Source organism: Mucilaginibacter sp. AK015 (assembly GCF_014200785.1).
GTDB lineage: Bacteria > Bacteroidota > Bacteroidia > Sphingobacteriales > Sphingobacteriaceae > Mucilaginibacter.
Genome location: NZ_JACHCV010000004.1, coordinates 211,412 through 237,546, shown reverse-complemented (window position 1 = coordinate 237,546; position 26,135 = coordinate 211,412). Strand labels below are relative to the sequence as shown.

Genomic DNA, 26,135 nt, shown 5'->3' with positions numbered 1-26,135 from the left:
CACAATAGACAGTTAAATAACGTATCTAAAACGGAGCAATCAAGTCTATTGTGTAGCAACAAAGACGTTGTTGATTGCTCCGTTTTAGGCTTAAAAGAGGAACTATTGCTTAAGCAATTAGCGGAATTAGTAGTTAACATGTACTTCCATGATATACGAAACTCAGGATAGCAATACAAAAAGAGCTGTAATCTATTGTCGCGTATCCACAAAAGAACAAGTTGAAGAAGGAAACAGCCTTGTATCACAAGAGCGTATTTGTCGCGAGTACGCTCTAAAGGAAGGCTATGAAGTAGTTGAGATATTTATTGAAAAAGGAGAGAGCGCAAAAACCGCAAAGAGAAGGGAGCTACAAAGATTGCTCGCGTTTTGTACGACCAAGAAAGGCAATGTAAATGCAGTTATAGCATACAAGGTTGATCGTATAAGCCGCAACATTGCGGACTATAGCTTTATAAAGGTTCGACTTAAAAAGTATGATGTTATCATCAAATCGGTTACAGAATTTTTTGAGGATACCCCCGCCGGGCGATTCATGGAAAACATTATTGCAAATGTCGGACAGTTTGACAACGATGTTCGGACAGAGCGATGTATTGGCGGTATGCGCGAGGCAATGAATGAAGGGCGCTATGTCTGGAAAGCACCACCAGGATATGACAATGCAAAGGTGAATGGCAAGTCAAATATAGTGCTCAATAATATGGCACCGTTAATTAAAGAGGCGTTTGAACTGATTGCATTGCGCATGTATTCGACTGAAGAAGTTAGATTGAAAGTAACCGCAAAGGGCTTAACCAGTAAGAAGGGGTTAACAATACATCGGGGCCATTTTTTTAAACTTATTCGAAATCCAATATATAAAGGCTTAATATTAAAGTTTGGAACGAAAATACAAGGCATTTTTGAGCCAATTGTAAGCGAGGAATTGTTTGACGACGTACAGGCGGCACTCGCTGGGAGAAGGCATAAAATAAAGCACTATATCCATGACAACCCCGATTTCCCATTGCGGCGGTTTGTTGTAAACGAAGACGGGAAACAACTAACGGGCTACTGGTCTAAAGGAAAATGCAAGAAATACCCCTATTATTCTTTTAGCTTACCAGGCACAACTATTAGAAAGGAACTTGTTGAACAAAAATTCGTTGAATTTCTGTCAAAATATACGTTTGATACAGTGCATTTGAAAGCTATAAAGAAACATCTAATAAAGTTCTTCGGTGAACATGCCAATAAGCAAAGAGCCAATGATGAGGAAATTAAGAAAAGAATTACAGATATTAATGATGAGATTAATAAACTTATCAAGTTACATGACGTAGGTGGTATTACGACAAATGTTTTAAAAGACAGAGTTCACATTTTAGATGCTGAGTTGGAGGAACTTAAAGAAATATTACGTAGCAAACCTAAGGAATGCACGAGCATAAATGACTTAATGAAGTTTGCCGCTAAAATATTGAGTAGTCCTGATGCCTTATGGCAAAAAGCTTCATTAGAAGAAAGAAAGCGGTTTCAAGTGTTCGTATTTCCACAAGGTATAATCTATAATGGAATAGAATTTCGAACACCCCAAATATGTAACATTTATAAAGCGAAAGAGCTAATTGACAGGTACAAGTTCTTTAGAGCGGACTTAAGAGACGGAGAAAAAAACACCCTGTACTCTGGTGTTTTACCTCCCTCTGCCAAAATGCTTTTAGACAGCAAGGCGTTTTGGACGACAGTTTATGAAGAGCTTTCAAGTTTTAATGCCTCGTACTCAATAGACCTTAACTCGCCTTCTTCTTAAGGTATGAATTCAGTACTTCTTTTGAATAGTAATATCCGCGCTGCTTGCATCTCAGCCAAAGAATGATGATTACAGGCAGTACGACCAGGTAATATCGCCAATCGTGATAGCTTTGGACAATGAGGGGTATTCCGCCAATAAGCGAGGTGGTCAGCAACACCCTTGAGAAGGCATAAAGCGCATTGAAATCTTCCACCCTTGAGTCCTTTTCCCCGTTTGCATGGCGCATGGCGATTGAAAACAGCTCGTCGGGGCCTGGCGAAGCGTTCCAGGATTCGGCTGAAAGCAGCTCCATTGCCTTTTCGCTTTCATAAAACTTGACCTTCCAAATGCCTTTGCCCTTTAGTAGATTTGAAGAGGGCTTGCCTCCCCATGTCCAGAAATAAAAGCCCTCCAGCCAGCTTGAGGCGGTATTCATTATGTAGCCGAATAAAAATGCTACAGCTGTGTACGCGACCACGAGGTCTTTATCGAATCTTACATTCAGTACATGCTGTAAGGCCAGCAGGATTAAGAATCCTGGCACCAGGGACGATAGGATGGCGTAAGCCTTAAAGTTCATAATGGTTATGCGTTTAGCTGGCCGATTGGCCAGGCTTCGTGAGTATTATTATAAACTGGTTCCCCAAAGTTTCTCTTCGGATTAAGGCGAAAGTCCCGGGCAAATTCCTGGTTCTTCACCAGTATCTCGATCCTGCTTTCGCTGATATCCAGTATCACGTATCCCGCCTGGTTGTTGGTTATCCGAATCTCCGGATACTTGGTATATGCCAGATGGGCGGAGCTCGCGTTGCCAAACAGTGTAATTTTGGGGTTCAGGATATCGATGAAACCGAAGTCCCTGCCGGAATCCCTTCCATGGTGGGGAGCGAACAGGATGTCGATATCGGTAACGGCATCAGCGTACTGCTCCAGTATGTAGTCCCAGGAGCGGTCCTCGCTGTCCCCTGCAAACAGGATCTTCCAAATTCCACCGCCCCGCTTGGGGGGCGTGTAGAGAAGCACGTAGGAAAGGTCGTGATACGACTCGTTTTCGTTAGCCTGCTGAACGAGCCCCTCGGTCGGGCAGAGGATCTTTAAGTAGTCACTTGGCCAGTACTCATGGTCACTGTAGTCGTAATTGGTCAGCCGCTTGCCGCCGGTATATCGCCCGTCCCGGATGTCCGTGTAAAACTTCCAGTCGTCCTTGTTGTAGCCGGCGAAGAAGTTATTCACGTCTATAAACTTCGTATTGTCGGTATCCCAGGTATTAAGCACCGCAAAGTTTTTGTACAGGTCCTTGATGCCGTCCAGGTGGTCCATGTCGGGATGGGTGATAATGAAGCGGAATATTGTATCAACGTTTATCTTGGTCAGATAATCAATGGGGTTGTCCGGGTGCTCCTTTTGCCGGTAGTTAGTCTTGTTAGGAGGAACGCCAGTTCTCGCCTTCATTTCGGCTCTTTTTTGGGAAGCCTTAACCGCCGCCTCTTCGGGGGTGTCGTCTTGGTCATACGCGTTACTCATGTCTATGACGGTAACCCGATCTGAGTCATGCTGGATGATATTGCAGTCCCCTTCCAGGACGTTTAGGAAATGGATGATCGACATGTTGTGCAAGGTTAGTTTAGCATAAATGTACATAAATTTTTCATAACTATCTTTAGCAAACAAGTTCGTTAAGGAAATAAAGCTCTTAAGCACAAACTGAGACAATCGGAAGTTAAACTATAGATTAAGGAATTTTTAAAAATGGCTAAGGGGTATCTATAATTCTACGTGCCATTAATTATTGGCTTAGAATAAATTTCACGAGTTTTCAGGCGCGACCAACACATTTATTGTTTTATATTTATAAATTGTTAATCTAGACCAATTTATGGGAAGCAAAAAAAGCCAAATAATCAAAAAATTTAAGTTTACTAAATATTTAGAGATAGGGTCTCCAGATGCCGAAACGGATAAGTTACTTGACCAGGCATTTATAGAAAAAGATGCATTAGAGGCTTTATTAGACACTACTAACCAAAGGTCCATATTAATAGGTAGAACCGGCAGCGGGAAGTCTGCGATTTTAAAAAACATAGAATCCACGCAAGAGAAAGTAACTCGGATAGAGCCTGAGGCAATGTCCTTAAGGTTCCTATCAAACTCTACTCTCTTACAATATTTTAGAGATAATGATGTTAATCTAAATTTTTTTTACAAGATACTATGGAAGCATGTTTTCGTCATCGAATTATTAAGACTTTACTTCTCATATGATAATAAGAAAAAAAACAACTGGTTCGTTAACTTGAAAGAGAAGTTTATAAAAAAATACAATCCGAAGAGAGATAAAGCCTTCGAGTACTTTGACAAATGGAGTAACGAATTTTGGCTTGACACTGAAGTAAGAATAAAGGAAATTGAAAATACCGTTCAAAAAAGGTTTGAAAATGAGCTAGGAATCGACATTAAATCTGCCAGGGGGAAAGCCAGTACTCTGGAGAACAATCAGATCGTAACCAAAAGCGATATCAAAACAAAGGCTGAGCATATAATAAGCGATGCTCTGGCACATGATATTCACGAAATTATAAAGATATTACAAGAGGAACTTTTTGTAGACAATCAGCAAAAGCACTTTGTAATAATAGACGATTTAGATAAGGAATGGATTGCTACGGATATTCGTTACGATTTAATCGGAGCAATGATCGAGGTTATCAAGGAATTTCAGGTTTTAAAAGGCGTTAAAATTATAATATCTCTAAGAGACAATTTGTACCAATTATTATTTTCAGGTGTAAATCATAAAGGGGGGCAAAGAGAAAAATTTAAGCCATTATATGCCGAGCTAACGTGGACTGCAATCGAATTAAAGGAGTTCCTTAATAAGCGATTATTTTTGGTAACCCATAACAACCTCGATATTAGATCAGCATTCGATAGGCAATATAAAAACGGTACAGATGGGTTCATGTATATGTTAGACAGGACCTTTTATAGGCCTAGAGACGTTATTTCATACGTGAATCATGCGATTGAAAATGCAAACAATAGGACTCACTTTACGCTGGATGTATTAAAAAGAGCTGAAATCGACTATTCTCATGACCGTTTACAGGCTATCGAAGATGAATGGGGGGAAAATTACGGAGAACTCCGAAGGATTTTAAGGTTTTTAAACGGCAAGCATAACGGCTTTTCTGTAAAAAACATTAAAGAGGACGACTTCACCGAACTATATTTCGAGGAGATGGTGAACGAATATTTTCATGGCGACTTGTTGTCTTGGATTACACAATGGAAAAAAGGACAACTTACATTCGCGCAGTTCCTGAAGCATATCTTATTTCTATTATATCAGATAGGCATTATCGGCATCAAAAAAGGCACTACCTATCCAATACAGTTTTTTTATGAAAAAAATGTACTACTCGTTATGAATGATATATCGCTGGATAGCAAAATTTATATTCATAAGGCATTCTATGCCGCACTAAAAATAAATACCAAAGAATTAGAGCCAGATAAGTATTAACCGCTTACACTCCTATTCCCTTTAAACCATTTATCATACGATTAAAGAAATATTCTTTAACAATTTAATCGTTATGTAATGGAAACAACCTCTCAAACCATTGATGTGTACAGCATCATCACCGACCGCATTATTGCACAGTTAGAAAAGTCCGTCGTTCCCTGGCGAAAGCCTTGGGCGGAATCCGGACCGCCGACTAACTTCCTCACCAAGCGTCCCTATCATGGCATCAATGCTTTGTTGCTCAATTCGATTGAATATGAAATTCAAAGCTACCTAAGTTGGAAGCAGTTGAAAGCAATTGGCGGAAGCGTACTGAAAGGCGAAAAAGGCCATGTGGTGGTATTTTGGAAGCGAATACCCAAGGCGCGAACCAAAGAAACCGACCCGCAGAAATACACCTCTTTGCTTCGCTATTACAAGGTATTTAATATTTCACAATGCTCCGACATTCCTGACCACTTGATGCCCACTATCGAATCACAAACCTATTCTCCTATTAGCACCTGCGATGAGATCATAGAACGCATGCCCCTATGTCCGGTCATCAAGCATTCCAAGCAAAGGGCGTTTTATGACCCTCAAAAGGATTATATAAACATGCCCAAGCAAAGGTCGTTTGCCGATATTGAAAGCTATTACGGCACTATGTTCCATGAGCTTATTCATAGCACCGGCCACGAATCCCGTCTAAATAGAAAGGAAATGGTTGGAACTGTTGAGCTAGGGAGCGAGAGCTATTCCATTGAAGAACTGACTGCCGAAATAGGCGCATGTTTTCTTTCATCCATTGCAGGCATATGCACTCTGGAGATTGAAAACAGTGTTGCGTATATCAATCATTGGCTTGAAGTGCTAAAAAAGAACAAGAAACTGATTGTTTATGCAAGCGGCCAAGCACAAAGAGCGACGGATTTTATTCTAAACAAGCAGTATGCGGCTGAAGAATAGCTACCCGACCCCGAAAGGGGTCTTTTTATAATCGTTGATAAATCGCAAATTATTCTCTAGGACTTTCTGGATAATCATTAACTAACATTCTATAGGTCCATATCCTTACAACGATGGAGATCGATGTATAGCATATAGCAAATATGATTTGATGATTAACAATCCAAGTTGCCCAAACAGTATGTGGATATAAGGAAATTAAAAATAGGGTTGCAAGCAGTCCATACGCGCTTAACATAAAACCTATTGCGGCAAGATGGTTTCGCCAAAATATCCAACTATCTATATCATCAAGCCACTCATCAATACGCTTGTTTGTTCGTCCTGTCGAGTAGATTTCTAAGCATATCATGCCATAGTGGAAGGAAAGTTTTTGGCGGTGAATCAATAATAAAAGTGCGGCTATTGATAGAAATAACATAGCTAATATAAAAAGCCCAGGTGTCGTTTCTATCAGACGAAGTTTTGAATCGGTTGAAAACTGTTTATCTACAATAAATAAGAGGCTGGCAACAGTGAAAGTTGTGATAATACCGGTAAAGGTTATCTCTTTTTCAAGGTATTCAAGGTAATATTTTACAAGCTCCTTTTGTTTAGTGGTACTGGTTGTAGCGCCCATGAGTTCTTTTGTTTATTATAGACTATTTATAATCTCTAATATAGTGAATCATCCTCTTTATAATAGGGGGAAAACCCCCTTTTATAACTGGTGAACTATTCAATATCCAGCTACCTACCTTATAAAATTCGCCTTTAAACGATAAAGTTCTTTTATGGAATCTACTTATGGAATGCTCAAACACTTTACGCCAATCGGCTATACCAACTGGCGAAACACTAACACGCTATTTGGCATAAAACTGCAGGACCGATTTTCACATATATATTCTATCGGCAAAACCGGCAGCGGCAAGACAAGCTTGCTCTTGAACATGGCCATTGACGATATACACAAGGGCTATGGCGTTGCACTTATTGAGCCACACGGAGACGCCTGCCTGAAATTGTTGCAGCGCATCCCTGACCACAGAAAGAATGATGTTGTGTATTTCAATGCAACCAACCTTGCCCACCCCATAGGCCTTAATCCGCTGAATAAGGTACCGGTAGAAGAGAGGCACTTGGTTGCATCTGAGCTGGTATTGGCATTTAAAAAGATATGGGGCGATTCCTGGGGCCCGCGATTGGAATATATTCTGCGTTATGCGATTTTAACGCTGTTGGAATATCCGACCGCTACCCTTTTGGATATCCAGCCGCTTTTGTTAGACCGGGCTTTCAGGAACATTGTGCTGCACTATACTGACAATGCCGCTCTCCTTTCGTTTTGGCACAATGAATTTGACAAATATCCAGCCAGCCTGAAGGCCGAAGCAATCATGCCGATTTTGAACAAAGCGGGTGTGTTTAATGCCAATTCAAGACTGAAAAACATTGTCGGCCAGCAGTACGGCATTTCCATTGAGAAAATAATGAACAGCGGGAAAATTCTGGTTTGCAATTTGAGCAAGGGCATTGTCGGCGAGGACGTATCGCAGATATTGGGCAGCCTTATCACTACCGGTATTCAAACGGCTTCTATGCGTAGAGCTAAGCTGTCCGAAGATGACAGAAAGCCATTTATGGTATTTATTGATGAATGCCACTCCTTTATTACCACATCGTTTGCGGGGATGCTGTCAGAAGTGCGAAAGTACAAGGTTGGACTGTTCTTGACACATCAGTATTTGGAGCAACTGCCGGAAGACGTGCAAAGTGGTATGTTCGGAAATGTTGGGACGATTATCTGCTTTAGATTGGGGAATGCTGATGCGAGAGTTATGGCGAAAGAGTTTTCCCCGGTGTTCAAGCAGGACGATTTTATCAACCTGCCAAGGTTTGTTATTTATTTGAAATTGTTGATTGATGGTATTTCTAGTAAACCCTTTAGCGCCAAATCCTTGAATTAAAAGTAAAAAACCGCGCTTAGCGGTTTATGATTTAATTACAATCTACTATCACGTTATATGTTATTGCAACTCCATACATAACTAGAGTCAGTTTAGCGATAGGTAACGTAATTATATTATCTACAGAAAATATAATTCCTGAAGCTAAACTTGCAATAAATAAGAGAAATGCAATTACACCGGAAATTATAGCAGATTCATTTAGTAACTGCAGAGTTTTAAAAGAGCAAATTTTATGCGATTTCATTTGATTATGGGTTTACTATAAAAAATGCATTTCTATAGTAAACCCGTAATACTTATGAAGAGTAGCATAATTATGTTAACATGTCAAGTTAGTTAACCTCTTTCTTTAAAGACTCTATAATGTCTGGCTTTAGAATCTCTGTAAGCCGGATATGCACGTATGGGCGATTAAATTTGCCGGCATTGATGCTACTCATTTGTTGGAAGTTTTTAATAGTAGCTTGTAATGATAAAATATCATTCGGATAAATAGAAAATGAATAAGCCTTGACAACAAAAGGTTCATCTTCGTCATCTTTGAAAATCTCAATTATATATTCGTATTCGCCCTTTTTGAAATCATTTAGCCTCGCCAAGATAAAATGTTCAATTTTGTCGGCTGTCCCTTTCCTTGCAAATTGAGGTGTAAAGGCCTGCATTATCGAACCTCCGCGGCTGCCATTTTCAGAATCTTTTATTAGTTGTAAATTTAACGCGTTTGCTGAATCCTCCTCAAGCCTTCCCGGAGGATTGTAAAGATTTATTGAGGTGTTGAAAACTTCATTTACCGCTAATGGAATTACTAAAAGAGGTTTTTCCACACCAACGGAGAGGTCTAAATATCTACGACCTTCAATTTTGTTTTTATAAATCACTCTTTCTGAGTCTTTTGTTCTGACGAAAGCTTTTATTTTTGTTATGAAGCCAGGCTTTTTCCCGATGTTCTTTACGCTGATTGATTGAATGAAATGAAGATTTCCGAATTCTTGTGAAATATACATTTCATCGCCAAAATCTGTCGTAAGATTGTCCGAGCTTCCGAAGTTAAATAAAAAGTAAAAATTTAAGCCTCCAATGATAACCAGCATCCAATTTGTAAAGGTTTGGCTTTTAAAAATGGGTTTAATGTCTAATTTAATCATACTGTTGTTTTTAATGATTGTGTGTTTGACAAAGCAGGAATTAAGGTATTCCGCACTCTCAAAATCCACAAAAGTATCGCCGGTTTTTCATGTTAGAAGCCATACGATTTTCAAGCACATGGCTTCTAACATCAGCTATTTCCGCTATCGCGGGCTGAAACCGTCACTCCTTTGGTTAGGATTAAGGTCGTGCTTCATGAAAGCTTTCTCCGCCTTTTAATCCCATTCACGTGCGTTCATAAAATCAAAAGTCAGGCGCTTTCCGTGTCTGGCTCGCCTGCGCCTCGCAACGGCTTCATATGGGCTTCGCGTGTGTTATTCCTTGCACCGGCTTGCCCCATTAACACACCCTAACGCCCATACTCGTGTATAACATTCCTATACAGCCGCGTTGCTCCCCCTGTATAGACCGTTGCTCAACTCGCAGACGGTTACGTTACTCTCCACCGTCTTCTGACGGCTCGCTTAATAGCAAATCTTGCATGCTCTATACCCCATCCGTATCGCTTGTGCTTTCGTTATCTTGCTTATGGTATGGGTGCATCGTGACAGCCCCCGGCATTCGTACGCATGGTATGCGTAGGCTGACCTGCTCTCACAAATAAGCACGTACTCGACCTTTGGCTTAACCTTCTGCTTGTTTTGTGCAAACGAAGGCGCTATGAAGGTGGTTGTAAGTAAGAGGACTATGAACAGGAACTTCTTCATACAAATTGTTTAGGTGCGATATAGAATACAAGCTTCAATTTTAATTCTGACTCATACGAGTTAGTCGACAACTTCCCATTGTGATCTGCTTTTGGACATAATATCGTTAACTTTTTTTTCTTCCACGCCCTGGCTCTTTGCAATCTGTTCAAGCAACTTCAGTTGCGCTCGTTGATAGCGCAGAAAGCGAGGAATGGCAAAAATTAAACGGGTAATGGCGACAAGAACCAGGAATATTCCGAACAAAACGATGCCATACATAATCATGGCTTTATTAAATTCATTCATGACGATAAGGGTTTGGTTGTCCTAATATACATTTTTTTTACATTCCAAATAATATATTGCTAAAAATCAATGCGTTGTGCTGGAATAAGCATGGCGGTTAACAACAAGAAAAATCAATAAAGATACTCGGCTTGCACAGAGCTGCTCCCGGCTCTCGCAAGGAACTACGGCATAAACCCGCTTTTTCCATCACACAAGGCCATTTATTCCGTTCCTCCTTGCGGGTTTCGGCCGCGCCGCGTACTGACTATTTCTTTTTCTCTTTTTGTTTTTTTGAAATATATAGTTAGGTAGGACGGAAGGCTTGCAATTAAAAAAGAGAGTGTGTAGATTTATACAACCTAAACGAATACCTAACCTTAATCACATTCCCGTATGGCAACACAAGCGACCGTACACAATCATGCCTATCAGCATTTCGAGGACTTGCAGCTTTCCGCAGACCAGTTTTACACCATGCTTGAAGCAATGATTAAAGAGTACCAATATCCTGACATCACCATTTCACGGCGAAAATTAAAGGAGGGCGGCTTATTGTCCGCTAACAGGGCGTACCTGTGCATTTCCCGAGACTATCAACACTACTACGTCTGCGCCGCGCCCTACGGCCGCAGCTTCTTTATCAGTTGGTGGCTGCAAGAGGACGCACATACCGCTTCAAACGTAGCCGAGAAGATACCCCTGTTCGGCAAGGCTATCGCAGAGCGCATGGAAAGCAAGTCTTATTATCAGCTTGACACGGAGCTGATGTTCATCCAAAGCATCAGCGCCATCATAAGGATGGCGGTGGAGAAGGTGAAGGCCGACCACGGCCACCGCAGCAAGGACAACACCGCCAGTTAACCATTACAAGCATGAATAATACCCTTGCCCATGCGCTGACACAGCAGTTCTACGAATGGGAACGGCGCGGCCGGGGCTGGCACAAGGCCGCATTTCCCTGCGACCTGGAACCGCCCTTTGAGCCGTTCTTCGGACACTTTGTCGAAAACGTCATCATTGACGACGGCAGGAAGCCGACCTGGTTAAGTGAACTGTTCAATCCGTCAAAGCCTATCGCGCCCCTGCCGCCAAAAGACCCGTCCGTGGAAGTCTATCCGTTTACCGATACTTCCCCCGTGCAGGTGTTCGTGATGCACCTGTCAGAGCGCGGCAGGCCGTCAGCGGAACGCATGGAGCAGCTATTAACCATGCTTTCATACCGCAAAAGCCCCATCAGTTTTGAGCTTGTCGGCTCGCACGACGCAATAACGGTGCAGTGGGCATGCAGGGCGCAGGATGCGTTGTTTGTACAGACGCAGGTGCAGGCCTTCTTTCCCGAGTGCGCCCTGGTGGAAACGCACGAGGACAAGCTACGTGAAGCCGTTGAAGCGCCTGTGTGCAGCTACATTGTTGACTTCGGTCTTAGGGACGAGTTTCTCTGCCCCATTGCAACGGCAGGCGCTGGGGACACCGATCCATATACCGCCTTCATCGGCATCGCATCGCGCCTGCACCATGACGAGCATATCGTCCTTCAGGTACTGTTTTCCGGCACGCACAATGCTTGGGCACAGAGTATCATGACGGCCGCCTGCGACGACAGCATGAAACAGTCATTCTTCTTCGACGCGCCGGAGATGCCGCAGATGGCAAAGGAGAAAGTGTCTCGGCCGCTCTTTGGCGCAACCGTGCGACTGTATGCGGCAGCAGAAGGCAATGAAAAAGCGCAAGCCCTGTTGCAGTATGCGGCAACCGCCCTGGTACATCTCTCGACCAGCCAAGGCAATGCCTTGCTTCCTTTATCGGACGCGGCATATTGCGCCGAGGAGCGCATCAGCGACATGGCATTGCGGCAGTCACACCGGCTCGGCATGCTGTTGAATGCGCGCGAACTGGCAACCCTTGCGCATATTCCCGCCATACAGCTCTCCTCAAAACTCATTGCCAACCACCGCAGTACCAAGCGGGCCCCCGCCGCAGCGTGTATCGATCAGCCGTATTGCCTGGGTCTCAATAGCCATCAGGGTACCGACGAATTTGCGGGCATTGATGCCGCACAACGCTTGCGGCACATGCACATTATCGGTGCAACCGGCACCGGAAAGTCAACCCTTTTGCACAGCCTCATCATGCAGGACATACACGAGGGCGCGGGCATCTGCGTCATAGACCCGCACGGCGACCTGATTGACGGCATTATACATGCCATTCCCGCGCACAGGATAAGCGACGTGGTGCTGATTGACCCGACGGACGGCGACCATCCCATAGGCCTCAATATCCTCCGCGCCAATTCTGATGTGGAAAAGGAGTTGCTGGCATCGGACTTGGTGGCGCTCTTTCGGCGGTTTAGCACGTCTTGGGGCGACCAGATGAACAGCGTGTTTGCGAACGCCATCAGTGCCTTCGTGTACAACACCACCGTTGGCACCATTGGCGATTTGCGCAAATTCCTGATAGAGCCTGCATTCAGAACGACCATACTGGCCACCTGCACCGACCCGGACATCGCGTACTATTGGCAGAAGGAATATCCGATACTGAAAAGCTCGTCCATCGGCTCTATATTGACACGTCTCGACAGCTTCCTGCGGCCAAAGGTTATCCGCAACATGGTTTGTCAGGAACAGTGTCTGAACTTTCAGGAACTGATGGACAGTCAAAAGATCATCCTTGTCAAACTCTCCCAAGGGCTGCTAGGCGAGGAAAACAGCTACCTGTTAGGAGCATTCATCGTCTCCAAGCTGCAACAGACCGCAATGGCGCGGCAGGCGCAGGACAGAGACAGCCGCATCCCGTTCTACTGCTACATCGACGAGTTTCAGCACTTCGTTACGCCCTCCATGGCTTCCATCCTCTCCGGTGCCCGCAAATACGGCTTGGGGCTAATTTTGGCGCACCAGGACATGCAGCAGGTGTCTAGGGTTGATGCGGACATTGCGGCAAGCGTGCTTGCCAATGCCGGAACAAGGATATGCTTTAGACTGGGCGACACCGATGCCAAGCGGATGCAGGAGGGCTTTGCCGCATTTACGGCCGACGACCTGCAAAGCCTTGCCACCGGCGACGCACTGGTGCGGGTGAATACGAGAGACCAAGATTTTAATATCACGGTACTGCCGTTTGAGGATAATAAGGAGTGTGGCTTTGAAGAAGCGATCATTGAGTATTCCCGCGCCGCATACGGTGTCCCCGTCGTACGTGATGCGCAGGCAGCGGTGCCACAGGAGCCGCCAACGCCGCCGGCGGTACCGGCAACACCTGCCGTTCCTTCGGTACAGGAAGAGCCGAAGCAACAGGAATTGCGCGAACACCGATACCTGCAAACGTTCATCAAGAAGCTGGCCGAGGAATACGGCTATACCGCGCACACCGAGGCACCTACACCCGACAGCAAGGGACAGGTTGACGTCCTGCTCGAAAAGGAAGGAGTGCGCATTGCGGTTGAGATTTCCGTCAGCACAAGTGCGCAATGGGAGCTGCATAACATTCAAAAGTGCCTCGCGGCCGGATATGAAAAGATAGCAGTTTGCACTACCATGCCTTCCAAAATGAAGCAGATACAAGCGCTTGTGCGGCAACACATTCCCTTAGTAGACCAAGTCAAGATACATATCATCAGCCCCGAGCAACTCCAACAATTATTCGTGCAGGAACCGCCAAAACACAATGCCGCCACCGTATTGAAAGGATACCGGGTGAAGGTGCAGTATGAGCAGTCCTCAGACAAAGGCAAGAGCGATATACTTAACCGAATATTGAATACAAAAAAATTTTAGTTATGCAGGTGCAATCCTGTTTTCTTGTTGAATTCCTCCAGCGTCGGAATCTTCCATTTTTTCAGCGTGTGCCCTTTTGAGGTTTTGGCATTGGGCATTATCCAGCAAGACCACTGCCCGTTCATACAGATTGCTTTCCACATGTAGCGGGGAATGTTCACGCCCGAGGCAAGTGTTCCTAATGTACCGATGCCGCCTGCAATGATATGGAGTGGTGTTGTTTTTGCCCAGGCCTGTTCCTGAATTTCAACCCTTTTCCAGTCCCCGGTATTGAACGAGCCATATTGCGGAAGCATGTTGCTCATGTAAAAGCACTCTATCCGGTCAGTTTCATTGCAAGACGACTCTTCAAAGTTAAACAAATGGCCGCGTTGAAAGCCGCTGTGCTTGTACGCATCCCCTTTTGTGCTGTTCGGCAAAGCGGGGTCTTGGGCGAATTTGTCGTGCCGTGTCACCTGCCCGCAGGCAAGCATGTTCGGGGTGAGATTCCACACGACCGAATCAGGCCCGCCAAGTGCCTGGTTGTAATAGGTGGTATAGGAGTGGTGTTGTACACGTTGGGCTAGTGAGACGGAGCAAAAGCCTAATAGCACAAGCGATAGTAATACTCTTTTCATGATACACAGGTTTGGTATCACTAAGATATAATATTATTACGACGTTTGATTTCCCTTGCCTGCAATCTGTTCAATGATTTTCACCAGCCGGTCAATTTCCTCATCCTTGCTCGCTATGATTTTGTCAAACAAATCCTTTTGAAAAGCATAAAAGTGCTCTATGTGGCCGATGCCCTGGGTGCCGTGGTTGGGCTGAAAGTTCACTATTGCCGGTTGATTGGAAATGATGTCCATGGGCGACACTTCCAGCACCTCGGCTATTTTTGTAAGCGTGTCAGTCGTCAGCTTGGTCTGGTTCGTTTCAATTTTTGAGTAGGTGTTCTGCGCAATGCCTAACTGCGCCGCTACATTCTCCTGTGAAAATCCCCGAAGTTCGCGGATCGTCCTGATTTTTTCGCCGTACATGCCTGTGTCTTTTTTTATAAAAGTAGCAAAAATTAGGATAAAGTATCCTTTCAAAGAATAAAGTATCCCGTTTGGCAGTAGGTTAAATCTGCTGTATTGCTCAATTTTATTGCTCACTAAACCTATAGCAGTATGACGAGAATATATACCAAAATTACCATTACAGCATTGTTGTGTCTTCTTATCACTTCCTCATGCAAGAAGGATACGCCGGTTGTTCAAAAGGAAAAGACAAAGACAGAGCTAATTTCAGCGAAGGGCTGGAAGGCCGTAAAAACCGAGTACAATACGCAATCCACGGGCGGAACATTCGTGCCAAGTGGGCCATTCACGTCGACAATTCCGACAGATGCCGTCTTTCTGTTTACCGCAGACCACAAGTATTCTGAAACCGAATCGGACGGCGTGTCGGAAGAAGGGACATGGAAGTTCAATGACGCCGAAACATCCATTACACTGGTGATTTCGCGCCATGGCAATCCGGCGAAAACCTCAACCAGTGCGTTTACCGTCACCGCGGATACGCTGGTACTGGTGATGCCAGGAACATTTACGGAAATGGACGAACACGGGGAATTTGTTGATTACAAGCAAAAACGCCTGACCTTTACCCACTAATGCCATGAGAGGACAGCTTGAAATTGAAAACGCATGCAGACGCATTGCATATCTTTGTTGTATAGCGCTGTGTCTTTCGATAGGGGCGTTGGCGCAAACTGCATCGTCGGAGGTGCTGACAAATGCATCCATACTCAGCATGAAAAAGATGAAGTTGGGCACCGGCATCATAAAGGGCAAGATCGCATCTTCCCAGTGCAACTTCACCACCAGTATAGAAGCGCTGGGTCAACTCAAGGAGGCAGGGGTAGAAGATGAAATCATAGAGGCCATGCTGGCAAGGCAAACAGCCGCACAAGCGCCTATAAAGAATGCAGAGCCCACCAACACTTCTGCCGGAACGTTAAGCGAAGACAAGCAAACCTATGTGTCGCAGGACGGCAAAAGCACTTTTACCGTCGGCAAGATGGTGCAGGTGAACGTCGGCACTGATACGAGACACCCAGGGTACTTCGTCTATATCAAGCAGTATAACGGCAAAATTGGCCGATGGCTTACGGACGATATCGGGCTGGAACCGGCATATGCGGGGCAAACGTACGTCATTACTCAAATTTCATTGGAGAAGGCCAATTTGTATGACATTTGGGTCAAACATCCCAAGAAGATAGCGTACTTGTATTTTGAGACGAACAACAAGATCAAGTACAAGGTGGCAATTGATGCGGCGCTGTATAGCAAGGAGATAAGCGCGCTCGATTATCGTTGAATGTTAAACCCTCTGCCGCTAGGAGGGGTATCGAGAAACCTCAGCTTTCCATTTACATATTTTAAATGTTTCCTCCAGTTTTTTATGGCACGATCGATGCTTTCATGAAAATTTGGTAGACATGGTTATAACCGTAAGAACACTGACACTTTACTGTCACCACTAAAATAGCTTTTGACCCTTACATTTGTAATGTTCGGTCGATTTCAATCAGCGATCTCTAATAAAAAGGTACTGTACTGACAAAGTAGTATCACCATCAGTGATCTTTTTACACCGTACCTTTGTTATATCAGACTCTGAGATCGGCAGATATCATTTGCATCCTGTGCAGAAATCGCGGCACAAGGGCTGCCTGTCATTGGTAAACATGTATAGACACAACGTACTGTTTATTCCCTAAAAATATTAAAAAAAGCTTGTTTTATATTTTAGAGAATGCATATCTTTAAGAACCTAGAAACCAAAACACAATGACAAAACGATTTTCACACCAAACTCCTATTCTTCGTGCTTTTAAATTACTTACGCAAGAAGTAATTTAACCAGCTCATGCTTATCTAAGCTTGTGTTAATTCAAATCCAACAAACCTATACTGTCATGCAATTAAACCGCATTAGTATATTTATACTATCCTGTTTCTTCTCTCTAAATCTCCTGGCACAGTCCAATGAGAATTTTATACCTGATGTCTTTAACAAATCGCCTTCCGCCGCTTCCTTTACAAAATATGGGGACTACCCGGCCAACCTTTCCAGCGGTTTGCCTGATATCTCTATCCCTTTATATACCGTCGAATCTGGTGGATTGAAAGTTCCGATAATGCTATCGTACCATGCATCCGGCGTAAAGGTGGAGCAGGCCGCCACATGGGTTGGCTTAGGATGGTCGTTAAGTTCCGGCGGCAGCATTTCCAGAACGGTGTTTGGCCTACCTGATGATGATGCTTCAGGCGGCTATTTTCGGTATTACCGGAAACCTATCTCGATAAATGTAACCCAATGGAGTGACTTACAATATCTTTATGGTACGGCAGTCAATAGAAGCAACGATGATCGCCCAGATATTTATAATTACGATATCCCTGGATATAATGGTAAATTCTTTTTCAATGGGATGAATGGCACACCATTAACAGGTTATAAAATTGAAATGATTCCCTGGTCACCATTGCTAATTAAGAATACGGCGGTAAGACCGGATCTCGACACGGCAAAATTTGCAGTGCTTGATGAACATGGCAACAGCTATATCTTAGGCAATACATACCGGGAGGCATCCCATACAACGAGTACCTCAAGTCGCCCAAGCCAGGACGCAACAACATCCTGGATGCTTGAACGGATGGTATCTCAAAACAAACACGATACTATTAGCTTCACCTATCGGAAACAGAGTATGAACCTGCCGGATCAAACGGGCCAGTCCTATCCTGTTGAAGATATGGATGACGCTGGTTCCGGGGCCACGCATTTAAATAACAATTGGACCGCCTATCCCAGCAATACCTCGTCGACTGTTGACGAACAGGATCCCAAGGAAATCTTTTTTAAAACAGGAAAAGTCGTGTTTAAAGTATCATCAATAGCCCGTACAGACCTCAGCGGCATTCAATCGTATCCGTTGGATACCATACAAATATTTGCGTACGATTTTAATACAAAGCAATATGAAAGTCGCCCACAAAAGAGTATCGTGTTCAAAAAAAGCTACTTTCCAGTAATGAGCGGGACTCAAGGGCGGTTGAAGCTTGACGGGATCCAAATTTTGGACAAGGCTGGCAGTATCGTTCAGGAATACAACTTTACCTATAATACAACACCATTGCCACTTTACACCTCGTATTCAAAGGATTTTTGGGGGTATTACAACGGCAAGATGGATGCGCCGGGAATAACGCCTTACACCTTAATTCCTAAAACCCAGATCAGTGTGCAGTTATCGACAGCTGTACCACCCAATAATGTACCGTATCTGCGCTATATAGGCAGTAACGATTTTACGAGCCGTGATCCTGATACCGTCAAAATGCAGGCGGGCGTTTTAACAAGGATCGATTATCCGACAGGTGGGTATACGAATTTTACCTACGAAACGAACCGTTATACTGATGACCATTCAATAACACATTTTACCGGCGGCCTTCGCTTGAAAGCGGTTGAGAACTATACCGGTGCAACCGCGACACCTGTACGGAAAACATATCAATACAATACAGCGCGTCCAAATTTTATAACTGATACGACCACAGGATATATTAATTACGGTTTTTTTGTAAACAGCACCTTGGCGATTGACTATTATGCCGCACCTCAACACAGAAGTAAACGTGTCCGGATGTACTACTCGGAATCATCGAGCAGTTTAACTCCAACTGAAGGCAATCCGGTCACATACACTTCTGTAACGGAATATATCGGTGACCCTACATCCAACATTGGAAAATCCGAATACAAGTTTCGGTTTACCAAGGACACCTACTCGGGAGCATCAGGCTATACCCTCCGACCTGTCATCTTAGACAGGTATTTTAAGCGGGGGCAATTAGAGCGAAAGGCCGATTACCTTCGTAACTCAAATGGAACGTATCAGATACTCAAAGAGGAACTGCACAATTACGGCGCGTTTTTAGATGGCCGGGATACTATGTACAACGATGTGGGTATGATTGTCGGGCAACGATGGCAATCCTATTCAAACGGAACGCCAATTCTGTATCAGGATGTCACTTTTGGCAGTGAGCAAAACGCCTTGCCGTTTGCGGGCTATAATATCGTATCGGGAGATAGCTACCCCATTTCTACCACCACAAAGATTTACGATCAAAATGATACGACAAAGTTCCAGGCATCGACCGTAGAGTATAAATACGATAATTTTAAACACCTGCAGGTATCGCGCATACGTGCAACCGACAGCAAGGGAAATACGAAAGTCACCGTTAATAAATATCCTGCCGATTATTTGGCAGGCGGTGCGACGTCAACAAACAATAGCGTTTTGGACGCGATGCTTGCCAGCAATATGCAAGCGGAAACTATCGAGAAATGGGATAGTGTTAGAAACGTCACTTCCGGCGTTAATGCTGTCACCGGTGGTCAATTAAATCTGTTTCAAACCGGATACCAGGCGGTATTGCCGGATGAGATCAGAAAGCTTGCCGTTTCTGCTGCAATAACCAACTTCGCTCCTGCAACTGTTGCTTCAAACAATATTGTTGCTGATAGCAGGTACGTTCAAATGGTAAAATTTGATAAGTATACATATGATGCTAATAACAGCTTGCTCCAATATACGCCAAGGAACGCAGGCCCGACTTCCATCATTTGGGATTACAATAATGCCTATCCGGTAGCACAGGTTAAAAACGCGATTGCATCCACTATTTCGGGGAACCGAAACAGTGCCTATTCAAGTTTTGAGGCTGATGGCAATGGCAACTGGACAGTGACCGGTGTGCCGGTGTTAGAACAGTCAGCTCCCACGGGTCACAAAGTATTACCACTTTCAAGCGGCTCAGTCCGTTTGCAAGACGGCGACTTCACGAAGCCGCATACGCTGACCTATTGGAGTAATAATGGTGCAGCATCAGTTTACATCGGTGGCTCGAATTACGTGGGTGCCGCGCTAAAGACCGTCAATGGATGGACATTGTATAAACATGCTATACCCGCGTTCGTCCCTGTGCAAAGTTTGTACATATCGGGTTCAGCAATGATTGATGAACTTAAGACCTATCCTACAGATGCCCAAATGATGACCTATACCTTCGACACTGAGGGTTTGATCGCGACAACTGATGAAAAGGAAGAGATCAGCCGGTTTGAATACGACCCTGCTCAGCGTTTAAAAAACACGAAAGACTGGCAGTATAATATTGTGAAGAGCCAGGATTATCATAACTACAACATGACAGTTGGTAACGACGCACAACCCGTGACCACCTTTACCCGGAATAATTGCCCGCCGTTTACAGTGCCGGGCACAACCACCTATTCCGTCGCGGCTAATATCTATTATTCGGTTACAAAAGCTTCGGCCAATGCGCTGGCAACATTTGATCTCAATACCAATGGGCAGGCTAAAGCCAACGACCCGACGATTTGCGGCTGTCCGATTCAGTATTTAACCTTCACCATGAAAGATCAGACCGGCCTGGGCACCTATCAGGCGGGATTTTCGGGCCCAAATACACTGTATTTCAACATGCCCAGCGGCACCTCTACCGGGCAGGTGCCGGCAAACGATAACTATACCTTACAGATAAGTGCCATCGGAACGCAGATTAAACATTTTCAGCTGGGCAGCCGCCCTGTTGTTACTGGTCGCACCGCGACATTTAACAATGTGAATATCACTTCTGGAAGCTCAGACCTAACTTTAACAATTTACTAATGGGAACGATTTATCAAAGGCCGCTTATGGCGATGGTGGTAAGAACAGTTCTTACCGCTATAATCGTTTGTGTTACCATATTGGTCTCCGCTCAAACCAATAACCTAAATTATGTAGTTACCAAGACATTGCGGGTCAGTGGGGTAACGAGTGATGCTGCACTAAGAACGGCATCCACAGACAAGAACAAAGTACAAACAGCGATAGCGTATTATGACGGGTTGGGCAGGCCACTGCAGTCCGTCCAGAAAGCGGCTTCACCGCTTGGCTTTGATATTGTGCTGCCGCGCTTGTACGATTTATACGGGCGGGAGGTGAGAAAATATCTACCGTACGTACCTACTACCGGTACATTGGGGGCTTACCGTTCCGGGACTACCCCACAGCAAACATTCTATAACGCGCCGCCAGCGGGGGTAGTGACCATACCCAGCGCTACCGAAAGGGCTTACGCGGAAACCAAATTCGAAGCTTCCCCATTGAACCGGCCGATCGAACAAGGTGCACCTGGCCTGAATTGGAAAATTGGCGGCACACATACGGCAATAATGTCTTACGGTGTAAACCTTGCTTCAGATGCGGTTAAAATGTGGCAGGTAAATGCTTCTGGCGGCGCATCGTATTCAACTACCTATGCAGAGGGCACATTAACCAAAACAAAAGCGCTCGATGAAAATCACAATGCGGTTATAGAACTCAAGGATAACGAGGGGCATGTCATAAGCCGAAAGGTACAAAACGGGGTCGGTATTTATCTGACTACCGATTATATTTATGATGATCTCGGTCGCCTGTGCTATGTCATTCCTCCGTTGCCTACCGCTTCAGGAAGTAACCCGGCGGTATCCGTTCCAACATCATTCAATGAAACTGACAATACGTTTTTGGACTTTTTTTACGCCTATCATTATGATGGATTAAACCGTCAGACCGAAAAGAAAATACCCGGACAAGGTTGGCAATATATGGTGTATAACAACCGGGACCAATTGATATTGAGCCAAGACGCGAACCAAAAATCGGGCAATATATGGATGGTAACAAAATACGACGCACTAGGCAGAGAGATAATAACTGGAAAATATTACAGCACAACTGCTACACGCGCCACTCTTCAAACTACCGCCGATACCTATACTACAAATCTTTATGAAAGCTTTACGAATGCCAGCACGTTTTACGGTTATACGCACGTAAGTTGGCCGGATATCAGCACCGGTACAAATAACAAAGTGCTTACAGTAGCCTATTATGACAACTACGATGTTATTGGCAACACCTCTATAAATCCAAGTTCAACTGTGTTTACCGCACCGGATCCACTGATCGATTCACTTGATAGAACTCCAATCGACTTACCTGTGGCGTCACTGACGAATGTATTAGGTACGAGTGCATATCTGTTTTCAGTAAAGTATTATGATAAAGGCGGGAAAGTTATTAAAACTATAAATCAGCACTATCAAGGTGGTACAGCTGCATATAATAAGTACGATAGCCAAGAAGATACATATAGCTTCCAAGGATTAACACTGCAAACTATCCGCAAGCACTATTCGTCTGTATCAAGCTCTCCGCAAGTCACTGTCAATAGTTGGATCACTTACGATCAAATGAATCGTCCGTTATTATCCAAAATGCAAATCATTTCTCCCACCAATACCGGGGGAATAACAACCATATCTAAACAGGACTACAACGAGTTAGGGCAACTAAGCGTAAAGCATCTGCATAGCACGAATTCAGCAGCAAACCCGGCAAGTAGTACCTTTTTGCAGCATGTTGATTATGCTTATAACTCACGAGGCTGGTTGACGAATATTAATGATCCGACTAACCTTACAGACCCGGTATTTACATCTACATTTGATGTATTTGCCGAGCAGCTTGATTATGATCGGTCGAACAACGGGTATGCCAATACCGCGCAGTACAATGGCAACATTAGTGCGATAAAGTGGCAAACAAAAAACCCGTCGCTGATAACTTTACCACAGGAAATAAAAGGTTACACCTTTACTTATGATCCGCTCAATCGACTTACGAATGCCGCAAGTAAGGCTGCATCTTCAGGTGATGGGCTATATGACGAAGCATTAACTTATGATGATTTGGGAAATATTTTAAGCCTGATTAGAAAAAAATCAGGCAACGTATTCAACAATATGCTCTACACCTATACAGATGCGTCTCTAAGGAGTAATAAGTTAAAGAGTATCGCAGATAATGGAACGGTCGGTGAAAGTCAGTCAACGACCTATAATTATAATTCAAACGGTAGCCTAACCGGTGATACAAAAAAAACTGTCACAGGTATAGTCTATAATGAACTTAATTTGCCATCATCCGTCACTATTACCACCGGTAATAAAACCCTTAGCTATGTCTACGATGCTGTGGGAACGAAGCTAGAAAAGATTTTAAAGTTAAATGGTGTTGTAACAGAAGACCGCAGCTATGTCAGTGGCATTGAATACTCGGGCAATTCAATTGACTTCATCCATATGCCTGAAGGACGGATTTTACCATCCACAGGCGCATATACATATGAGTATAACTTGACAGACCATTTGGGCAATGTCAGGGCGATGTTTGGTGACAAGAACAATAATGGAATATTGACTACGGACGAAATTCTGCAACTAACGGATAATTATGCTTTTGGCCGGGAAATAAACTATTCACAAAATATCGCACCTTCACCTGACAATAAATACAAATACAATGGAAAGGAATTTCAAGACGATTTAACGGAGTACGATTATGGCGCAAGATTTTATGACCCGGTTATCGCAAGATGGAATGCCATTGACCCTCTATCGGAAATAAATAGAAGGTGGTCACCTTACAATTATGTCGAAAATAATCCAATCAGGAATATTGATCCGGATGGCATGGCTGCCACTACTGCCTTTGTATGGTGGACTGTTATCACAGATCCCAACGACATCGCGGCATTTATTGCCAATGAGAAACTTAATGAGCTGGCGAAAACGGAAGCACAGTGTTGCGAAGTTGTTAGGCCGAACACAGTTGTAAAAAGCACGACTTTTGTCGATAAAAGTGGTCAAATATTCAAAAAGGTTCCCTTACCTAAAAACCTTCTTGGATTTGTTGCGTATGTTGTAATAAATCTTTTTTCATCTCATGATGACCCCGCGGTAGATCTTCAACAAGCATATAACAATGCGTCGAAATTAAATTTTCAAAATGCAGAAGCAAATCAAGGTTTTGCAAACGAGCTCCTCAGAAATGGATATAGAGATAATGGCGTTACAGTTGATGAGGACAATGATGAGTACATTTACCGCGGAGGTAATCCAAGTAAATCTAACCTTACTCCTAGGGTTACCGATATAGACGGCCTGTCAACTTTTAAAACGGCAGGAATGGCAAAAGCGAAGGCTCATCAAAAGACAGCAACTAAAATTAGCGTAAATTCCTTACGGATGTTAGGATTACAAGTAGAATATCAAGGCCAACACGCATCTATTAGACCTGCTACTGCTAAAGAACTTGCAGCATGGGCTGCAACCAAGGCTAGGGTATCGCAGGGTGGAGATTCTCATATTTATACAAAGATAGTTCAAGCATCAGTTAGAGGTATAGAATAACATTATGAAAAAAAACCACATTCCCCAAAATATATATGATGTTACAGCAGTTGAACATCTTCTATCGCTTCCATTCGATGCCGTCAAATCCGATGTTCCCGAGCTTTTAACATGGCTTCAAGACATGCATTGGCCTGTTGCTGACGGAATTGCAGACTATTTAGTTCCTCATGTTAACGATATTACTGATGAGCTAATTTCGATTCTCCAAACTGACGATAGTTTGTGGAAGTATTATATTATGCGTGTTCTAATTGCCCGCTCTCACCGAAAACTTCAACCAGGATTAATTAAAGTTATCAAATACTTAGCTGAAAATCCTTCAGAAATAGATGTTGACGACAACGTTGATGAGGCCGCTAAAGAAATACTTGCGAATAAGCTTTTATGTGATCAATTGGATTGATATATTGTTAATAAACGGAATCCTATATTCCGCCGTTTTGTCATACTGCATTATGGCAAACTGCGTAAATAATTCTTACAGTTAGGGATTTATTAAACCTTCATAGACAGAGTGTTTTGGTTTAGGAATATCATGAAAACGTAAATTCAAAAGATAAACTTTCATGAACGTGAAACTCTTATAAATAATGAATGACAACATCCGAAAATTAATAGATGGATCAATCATTATCGCTGGAAGATTGAATTTAAGCCAAACTATAGAGATTACCGTTCAAATTCGCGTATAAATAGTGATCAAATAAAATACCTCTTTATTAGGAGAGGTATTGAGGATAGTATCTTAACTGCACCCACAAAGTTATAACAGCGAAAAAATGCGATCTCTTTGTAATAGTATTATTCATTTCCCACTGCCTGGCAGTGCTTGCATTCACACCCAACAAGTTACCCAGGGATTGATAGGTAAGCCCTCGGTAATGGCGTATCTGTTTAAGCTTTCCGGATATTGTAGACGGGTCGTGGCTGAACGGATAATACTGCAAAAAATCAATGATTGCTGGGCAATGATGTATTTGCGGTTGCGACCTGTTATTTTCCCAAAAGGTAAGTGCATCTTCGCATACGCCAATTGTGTCTGCAACGGATTTTTGCAAGAGCCCGCGCTCTATGCGAACCTTTCTGATGTGGTCTCCAAGTGTTTGAGGATTAAGGGGAATGCCTTTAGAAAGAGGCTTTTTTACTATCTTTACGGATGGAAGAAATGTTCTCACCACCATGCCCATGCGGTTATTACAACCATCCCGAGAAGGAATGCATCTGCCCGCCGGGCACCGTTCAAAAGTATCTGAGCAAAATATCCGGCCCGCTTCTGGACCGTATTGACCTGCACGTAGAGGTTACGCCTGTAAATTTTAATGAGCTATCATCCGATAGGCTGGCCGAGAAAAGCGAATTGATACGCGACAGGGTGATGAAAGCCCGCGAGGTGCAACTACAGCGGTTTGGCAACCGGCCAGATCTGCACGCTAACGCGCAGATGAGCCCGCAAATGGTGAGGGATATTTGTAAAATAACCACCGCTGGGCAAACCCTGCTGAAAAAAGCGATGGAAAAGCTGGGCCTGTCGGCCAGGGCTTACGACCGCATCCTGAAAGTTGCACGCACCATTGCCGACCTGGCCGGCAGCGAAGAAATATTGTTAGAGCACCTTGCCGAAGCTATACACTTCAGGAGTTTGGATAGAGAAGGCTGGGCGGGGTAGCG

Annotated in this window: 20 protein-coding genes and 1 pseudogene; 12 read left to right on the top strand and 9 right to left on the bottom strand. The window is 43.9% G+C overall.

Features of this window, described 5'->3' with window-relative positions:
* The first annotated feature begins 148 nt into the window (after window positions 1-148).
* Window positions 149-1,795 (top strand): recombinase family protein, encoded by a 1,647-nt coding sequence (locus HDC91_RS15960; protein WP_183553853.1) that lies wholly within the window; start codon window positions 149-151, stop codon window positions 1,793-1,795.
* Here HDC91_RS15960 and HDC91_RS15955 read toward each other — a convergent pair.
* Both HDC91_RS15955 and HDC91_RS15950 read right to left on the bottom strand, forming a co-directional pair.
* Window positions 1,776-2,357, bottom strand: coding sequence for a hypothetical protein (locus HDC91_RS15955; protein ID WP_183553851.1), 582 nt, complete (start codon window positions 2,355-2,357; stop codon window positions 1,776-1,778). The genes HDC91_RS15960 and HDC91_RS15955 overlap by 20 nt on opposite strands.
* 5 nt (window positions 2,358-2,362) lie before the next feature.
* A complete protein-coding gene (locus HDC91_RS15950) occupies window positions 2,363-3,385 on the bottom strand; it encodes an MBL fold metallo-hydrolase (protein WP_183553849.1) in 1,023 nt (340 codons plus the stop codon).
* A gap of 268 nt (window positions 3,386-3,653) precedes the next feature.
* Here HDC91_RS15950 and HDC91_RS15945 point away from each other — a divergent pair, with 268 nt between their 5' ends.
* Both HDC91_RS15945 and HDC91_RS15940 read left to right on the top strand, forming a co-directional pair.
* The gene (locus tag HDC91_RS15945; protein ID WP_183553847.1) at window positions 3,654-5,300 is read left to right on the top strand and encodes a P-loop ATPase, Sll1717 family; all 1,647 of its coding nucleotides are present in this window, start codon (window positions 3,654-3,656) and stop codon (window positions 5,298-5,300) included.
* A gap of 78 nt (window positions 5,301-5,378) precedes the next feature.
* The gene (locus HDC91_RS15940) at window positions 5,379-6,251 is read left to right on the top strand and encodes an ArdC family protein (protein ID WP_183553845.1); all 873 of its coding nucleotides are present in this window, start codon (window positions 5,379-5,381) and stop codon (window positions 6,249-6,251) included.
* Between the two features lie 49 nt (window positions 6,252-6,300).
* On the opposite strand, the gene HDC91_RS15935 is transcribed toward HDC91_RS15940, so the two are convergent.
* Window positions 6,301-6,870 carry a hypothetical protein gene (locus HDC91_RS15935; protein WP_183553843.1) on the bottom strand — a complete coding sequence of 190 codons (570 nt, stop codon included), beginning with the start codon at window positions 6,868-6,870 and terminating at the stop codon, window positions 6,301-6,303.
* A gap of 154 nt (window positions 6,871-7,024) precedes the next feature.
* Here HDC91_RS15935 and HDC91_RS15930 point away from each other — a divergent pair, with 154 nt between their 5' ends.
* On the top strand, window positions 7,025-8,200 hold the full coding sequence (locus HDC91_RS15930; protein ID WP_183553842.1) for a type IV secretory system conjugative DNA transfer family protein: 1,176 nt from the start codon (window positions 7,025-7,027) through the stop codon (window positions 8,198-8,200).
* A gap of 31 nt (window positions 8,201-8,231) precedes the next feature.
* Here the strand turns inward: HDC91_RS15930 and HDC91_RS15925 are convergent, their stop codons facing one another.
* The 3 genes from HDC91_RS15925 to HDC91_RS15915 form a co-directional block, all read right to left on the bottom strand.
* Window positions 8,232-8,447 (bottom strand): hypothetical protein, encoded by a 216-nt coding sequence (locus tag HDC91_RS15925; protein WP_183553840.1) that lies wholly within the window; start codon window positions 8,445-8,447, stop codon window positions 8,232-8,234.
* 88 nt (window positions 8,448-8,535) lie between these two features.
* On the bottom strand, window positions 8,536-9,348 hold the full coding sequence (locus HDC91_RS15920) for a hypothetical protein (protein ID WP_183553838.1): 813 nt from the start codon (window positions 9,346-9,348) through the stop codon (window positions 8,536-8,538).
* 768 nt (window positions 9,349-10,116) lie between these two features.
* Window positions 10,117-10,344, bottom strand: a complete 228-nt coding sequence (locus tag HDC91_RS15915) for a hypothetical protein (RefSeq protein ID WP_183553836.1) — start codon at window positions 10,342-10,344, stop codon at window positions 10,117-10,119.
* A 375-nt stretch (window positions 10,345-10,719) separates the two neighbouring features.
* Here HDC91_RS15915 and HDC91_RS15910 point away from each other — a divergent pair, with 375 nt between their 5' ends.
* Both HDC91_RS15910 and HDC91_RS15905 read left to right on the top strand, forming a co-directional pair.
* Window positions 10,720-11,187 (top strand): hypothetical protein, encoded by a 468-nt coding sequence (locus HDC91_RS15910; protein WP_183553833.1) that lies wholly within the window; start codon window positions 10,720-10,722, stop codon window positions 11,185-11,187.
* A gap of 11 nt (window positions 11,188-11,198) precedes the next feature.
* Window positions 11,199-14,105, top strand: a complete 2,907-nt coding sequence (locus HDC91_RS15905) for a type IV secretion system DNA-binding domain-containing protein (RefSeq protein ID WP_183553831.1) — start codon at window positions 11,199-11,201, stop codon at window positions 14,103-14,105.
* Here HDC91_RS15905 and HDC91_RS15900 read toward each other — a convergent pair.
* Window positions 14,102-14,722, bottom strand: coding sequence for a DNA/RNA non-specific endonuclease (locus tag HDC91_RS15900; RefSeq protein ID WP_183553829.1), 621 nt, complete (start codon window positions 14,720-14,722; stop codon window positions 14,102-14,104). The two genes, HDC91_RS15905 and HDC91_RS15900, sit on opposite strands and share 4 nt — an antisense overlap.
* Window positions 14,723-14,758: 36 nt before the next feature.
* Entirely contained in the window at window positions 14,759-15,244 is a 486-nt protein-coding gene (locus tag HDC91_RS15895; RefSeq protein WP_183553827.1) for a helix-turn-helix transcriptional regulator, read from the bottom strand.
* Between the two features lie 15 nt (window positions 15,245-15,259).
* Here HDC91_RS15895 and HDC91_RS15890 point away from each other — a divergent pair, with 15 nt between their 5' ends.
* From HDC91_RS15890 to HDC91_RS15870, 5 genes are all read left to right on the top strand, one after another.
* Window positions 15,260-15,745, top strand: a complete 486-nt coding sequence (locus HDC91_RS15890) for a hypothetical protein (RefSeq protein ID WP_183553825.1) — start codon at window positions 15,260-15,262, stop codon at window positions 15,743-15,745.
* A 139-nt stretch (window positions 15,746-15,884) separates the two neighbouring features.
* Window positions 15,885-16,454, top strand: a complete 570-nt coding sequence (locus HDC91_RS15885) for a hypothetical protein (protein WP_183553823.1) — start codon at window positions 15,885-15,887, stop codon at window positions 16,452-16,454.
* A gap of 601 nt (window positions 16,455-17,055) precedes the next feature.
* Window positions 17,056-20,850: a DUF5977 domain-containing protein gene (locus HDC91_RS15880; protein ID WP_183553821.1), complete on the top strand. Its 3,795-nt coding sequence runs from the start codon at window positions 17,056-17,058 to the stop codon at window positions 20,848-20,850.
* Window positions 20,850-24,464 (top strand): DUF6443 domain-containing protein, encoded by a 3,615-nt coding sequence (locus tag HDC91_RS15875; protein ID WP_183553819.1) that lies wholly within the window; start codon window positions 20,850-20,852, stop codon window positions 24,462-24,464. The genes HDC91_RS15880 and HDC91_RS15875 overlap by 1 nt, the downstream gene beginning before the upstream one ends.
* A 4-nt stretch (window positions 24,465-24,468) precedes the next feature.
* On the top strand, window positions 24,469-24,870 hold the full coding sequence (locus HDC91_RS15870; RefSeq protein WP_183553818.1) for a DUF5071 domain-containing protein: 402 nt from the start codon (window positions 24,469-24,471) through the stop codon (window positions 24,868-24,870).
* 316 nt (window positions 24,871-25,186) lie between these two features.
* Here the strand turns inward: HDC91_RS15870 and HDC91_RS15865 are convergent, their stop codons facing one another.
* Window positions 25,187-25,648, bottom strand: a complete 462-nt coding sequence (locus HDC91_RS15865) for a helix-turn-helix transcriptional regulator (RefSeq protein ID WP_221262205.1) — start codon at window positions 25,646-25,648, stop codon at window positions 25,187-25,189.
* Between HDC91_RS15865 and HDC91_RS15860 the strand changes: the two are divergent.
* Window positions 25,645-26,133, top strand: a pseudogene (locus tag HDC91_RS15860) (ATP-binding protein); the annotation flags it as partial. The gene HDC91_RS15865 and the pseudogene HDC91_RS15860 overlap by 4 nt on opposite strands.
* Between the last annotated feature and the right edge of the window lie 2 nt (window positions 26,134-26,135).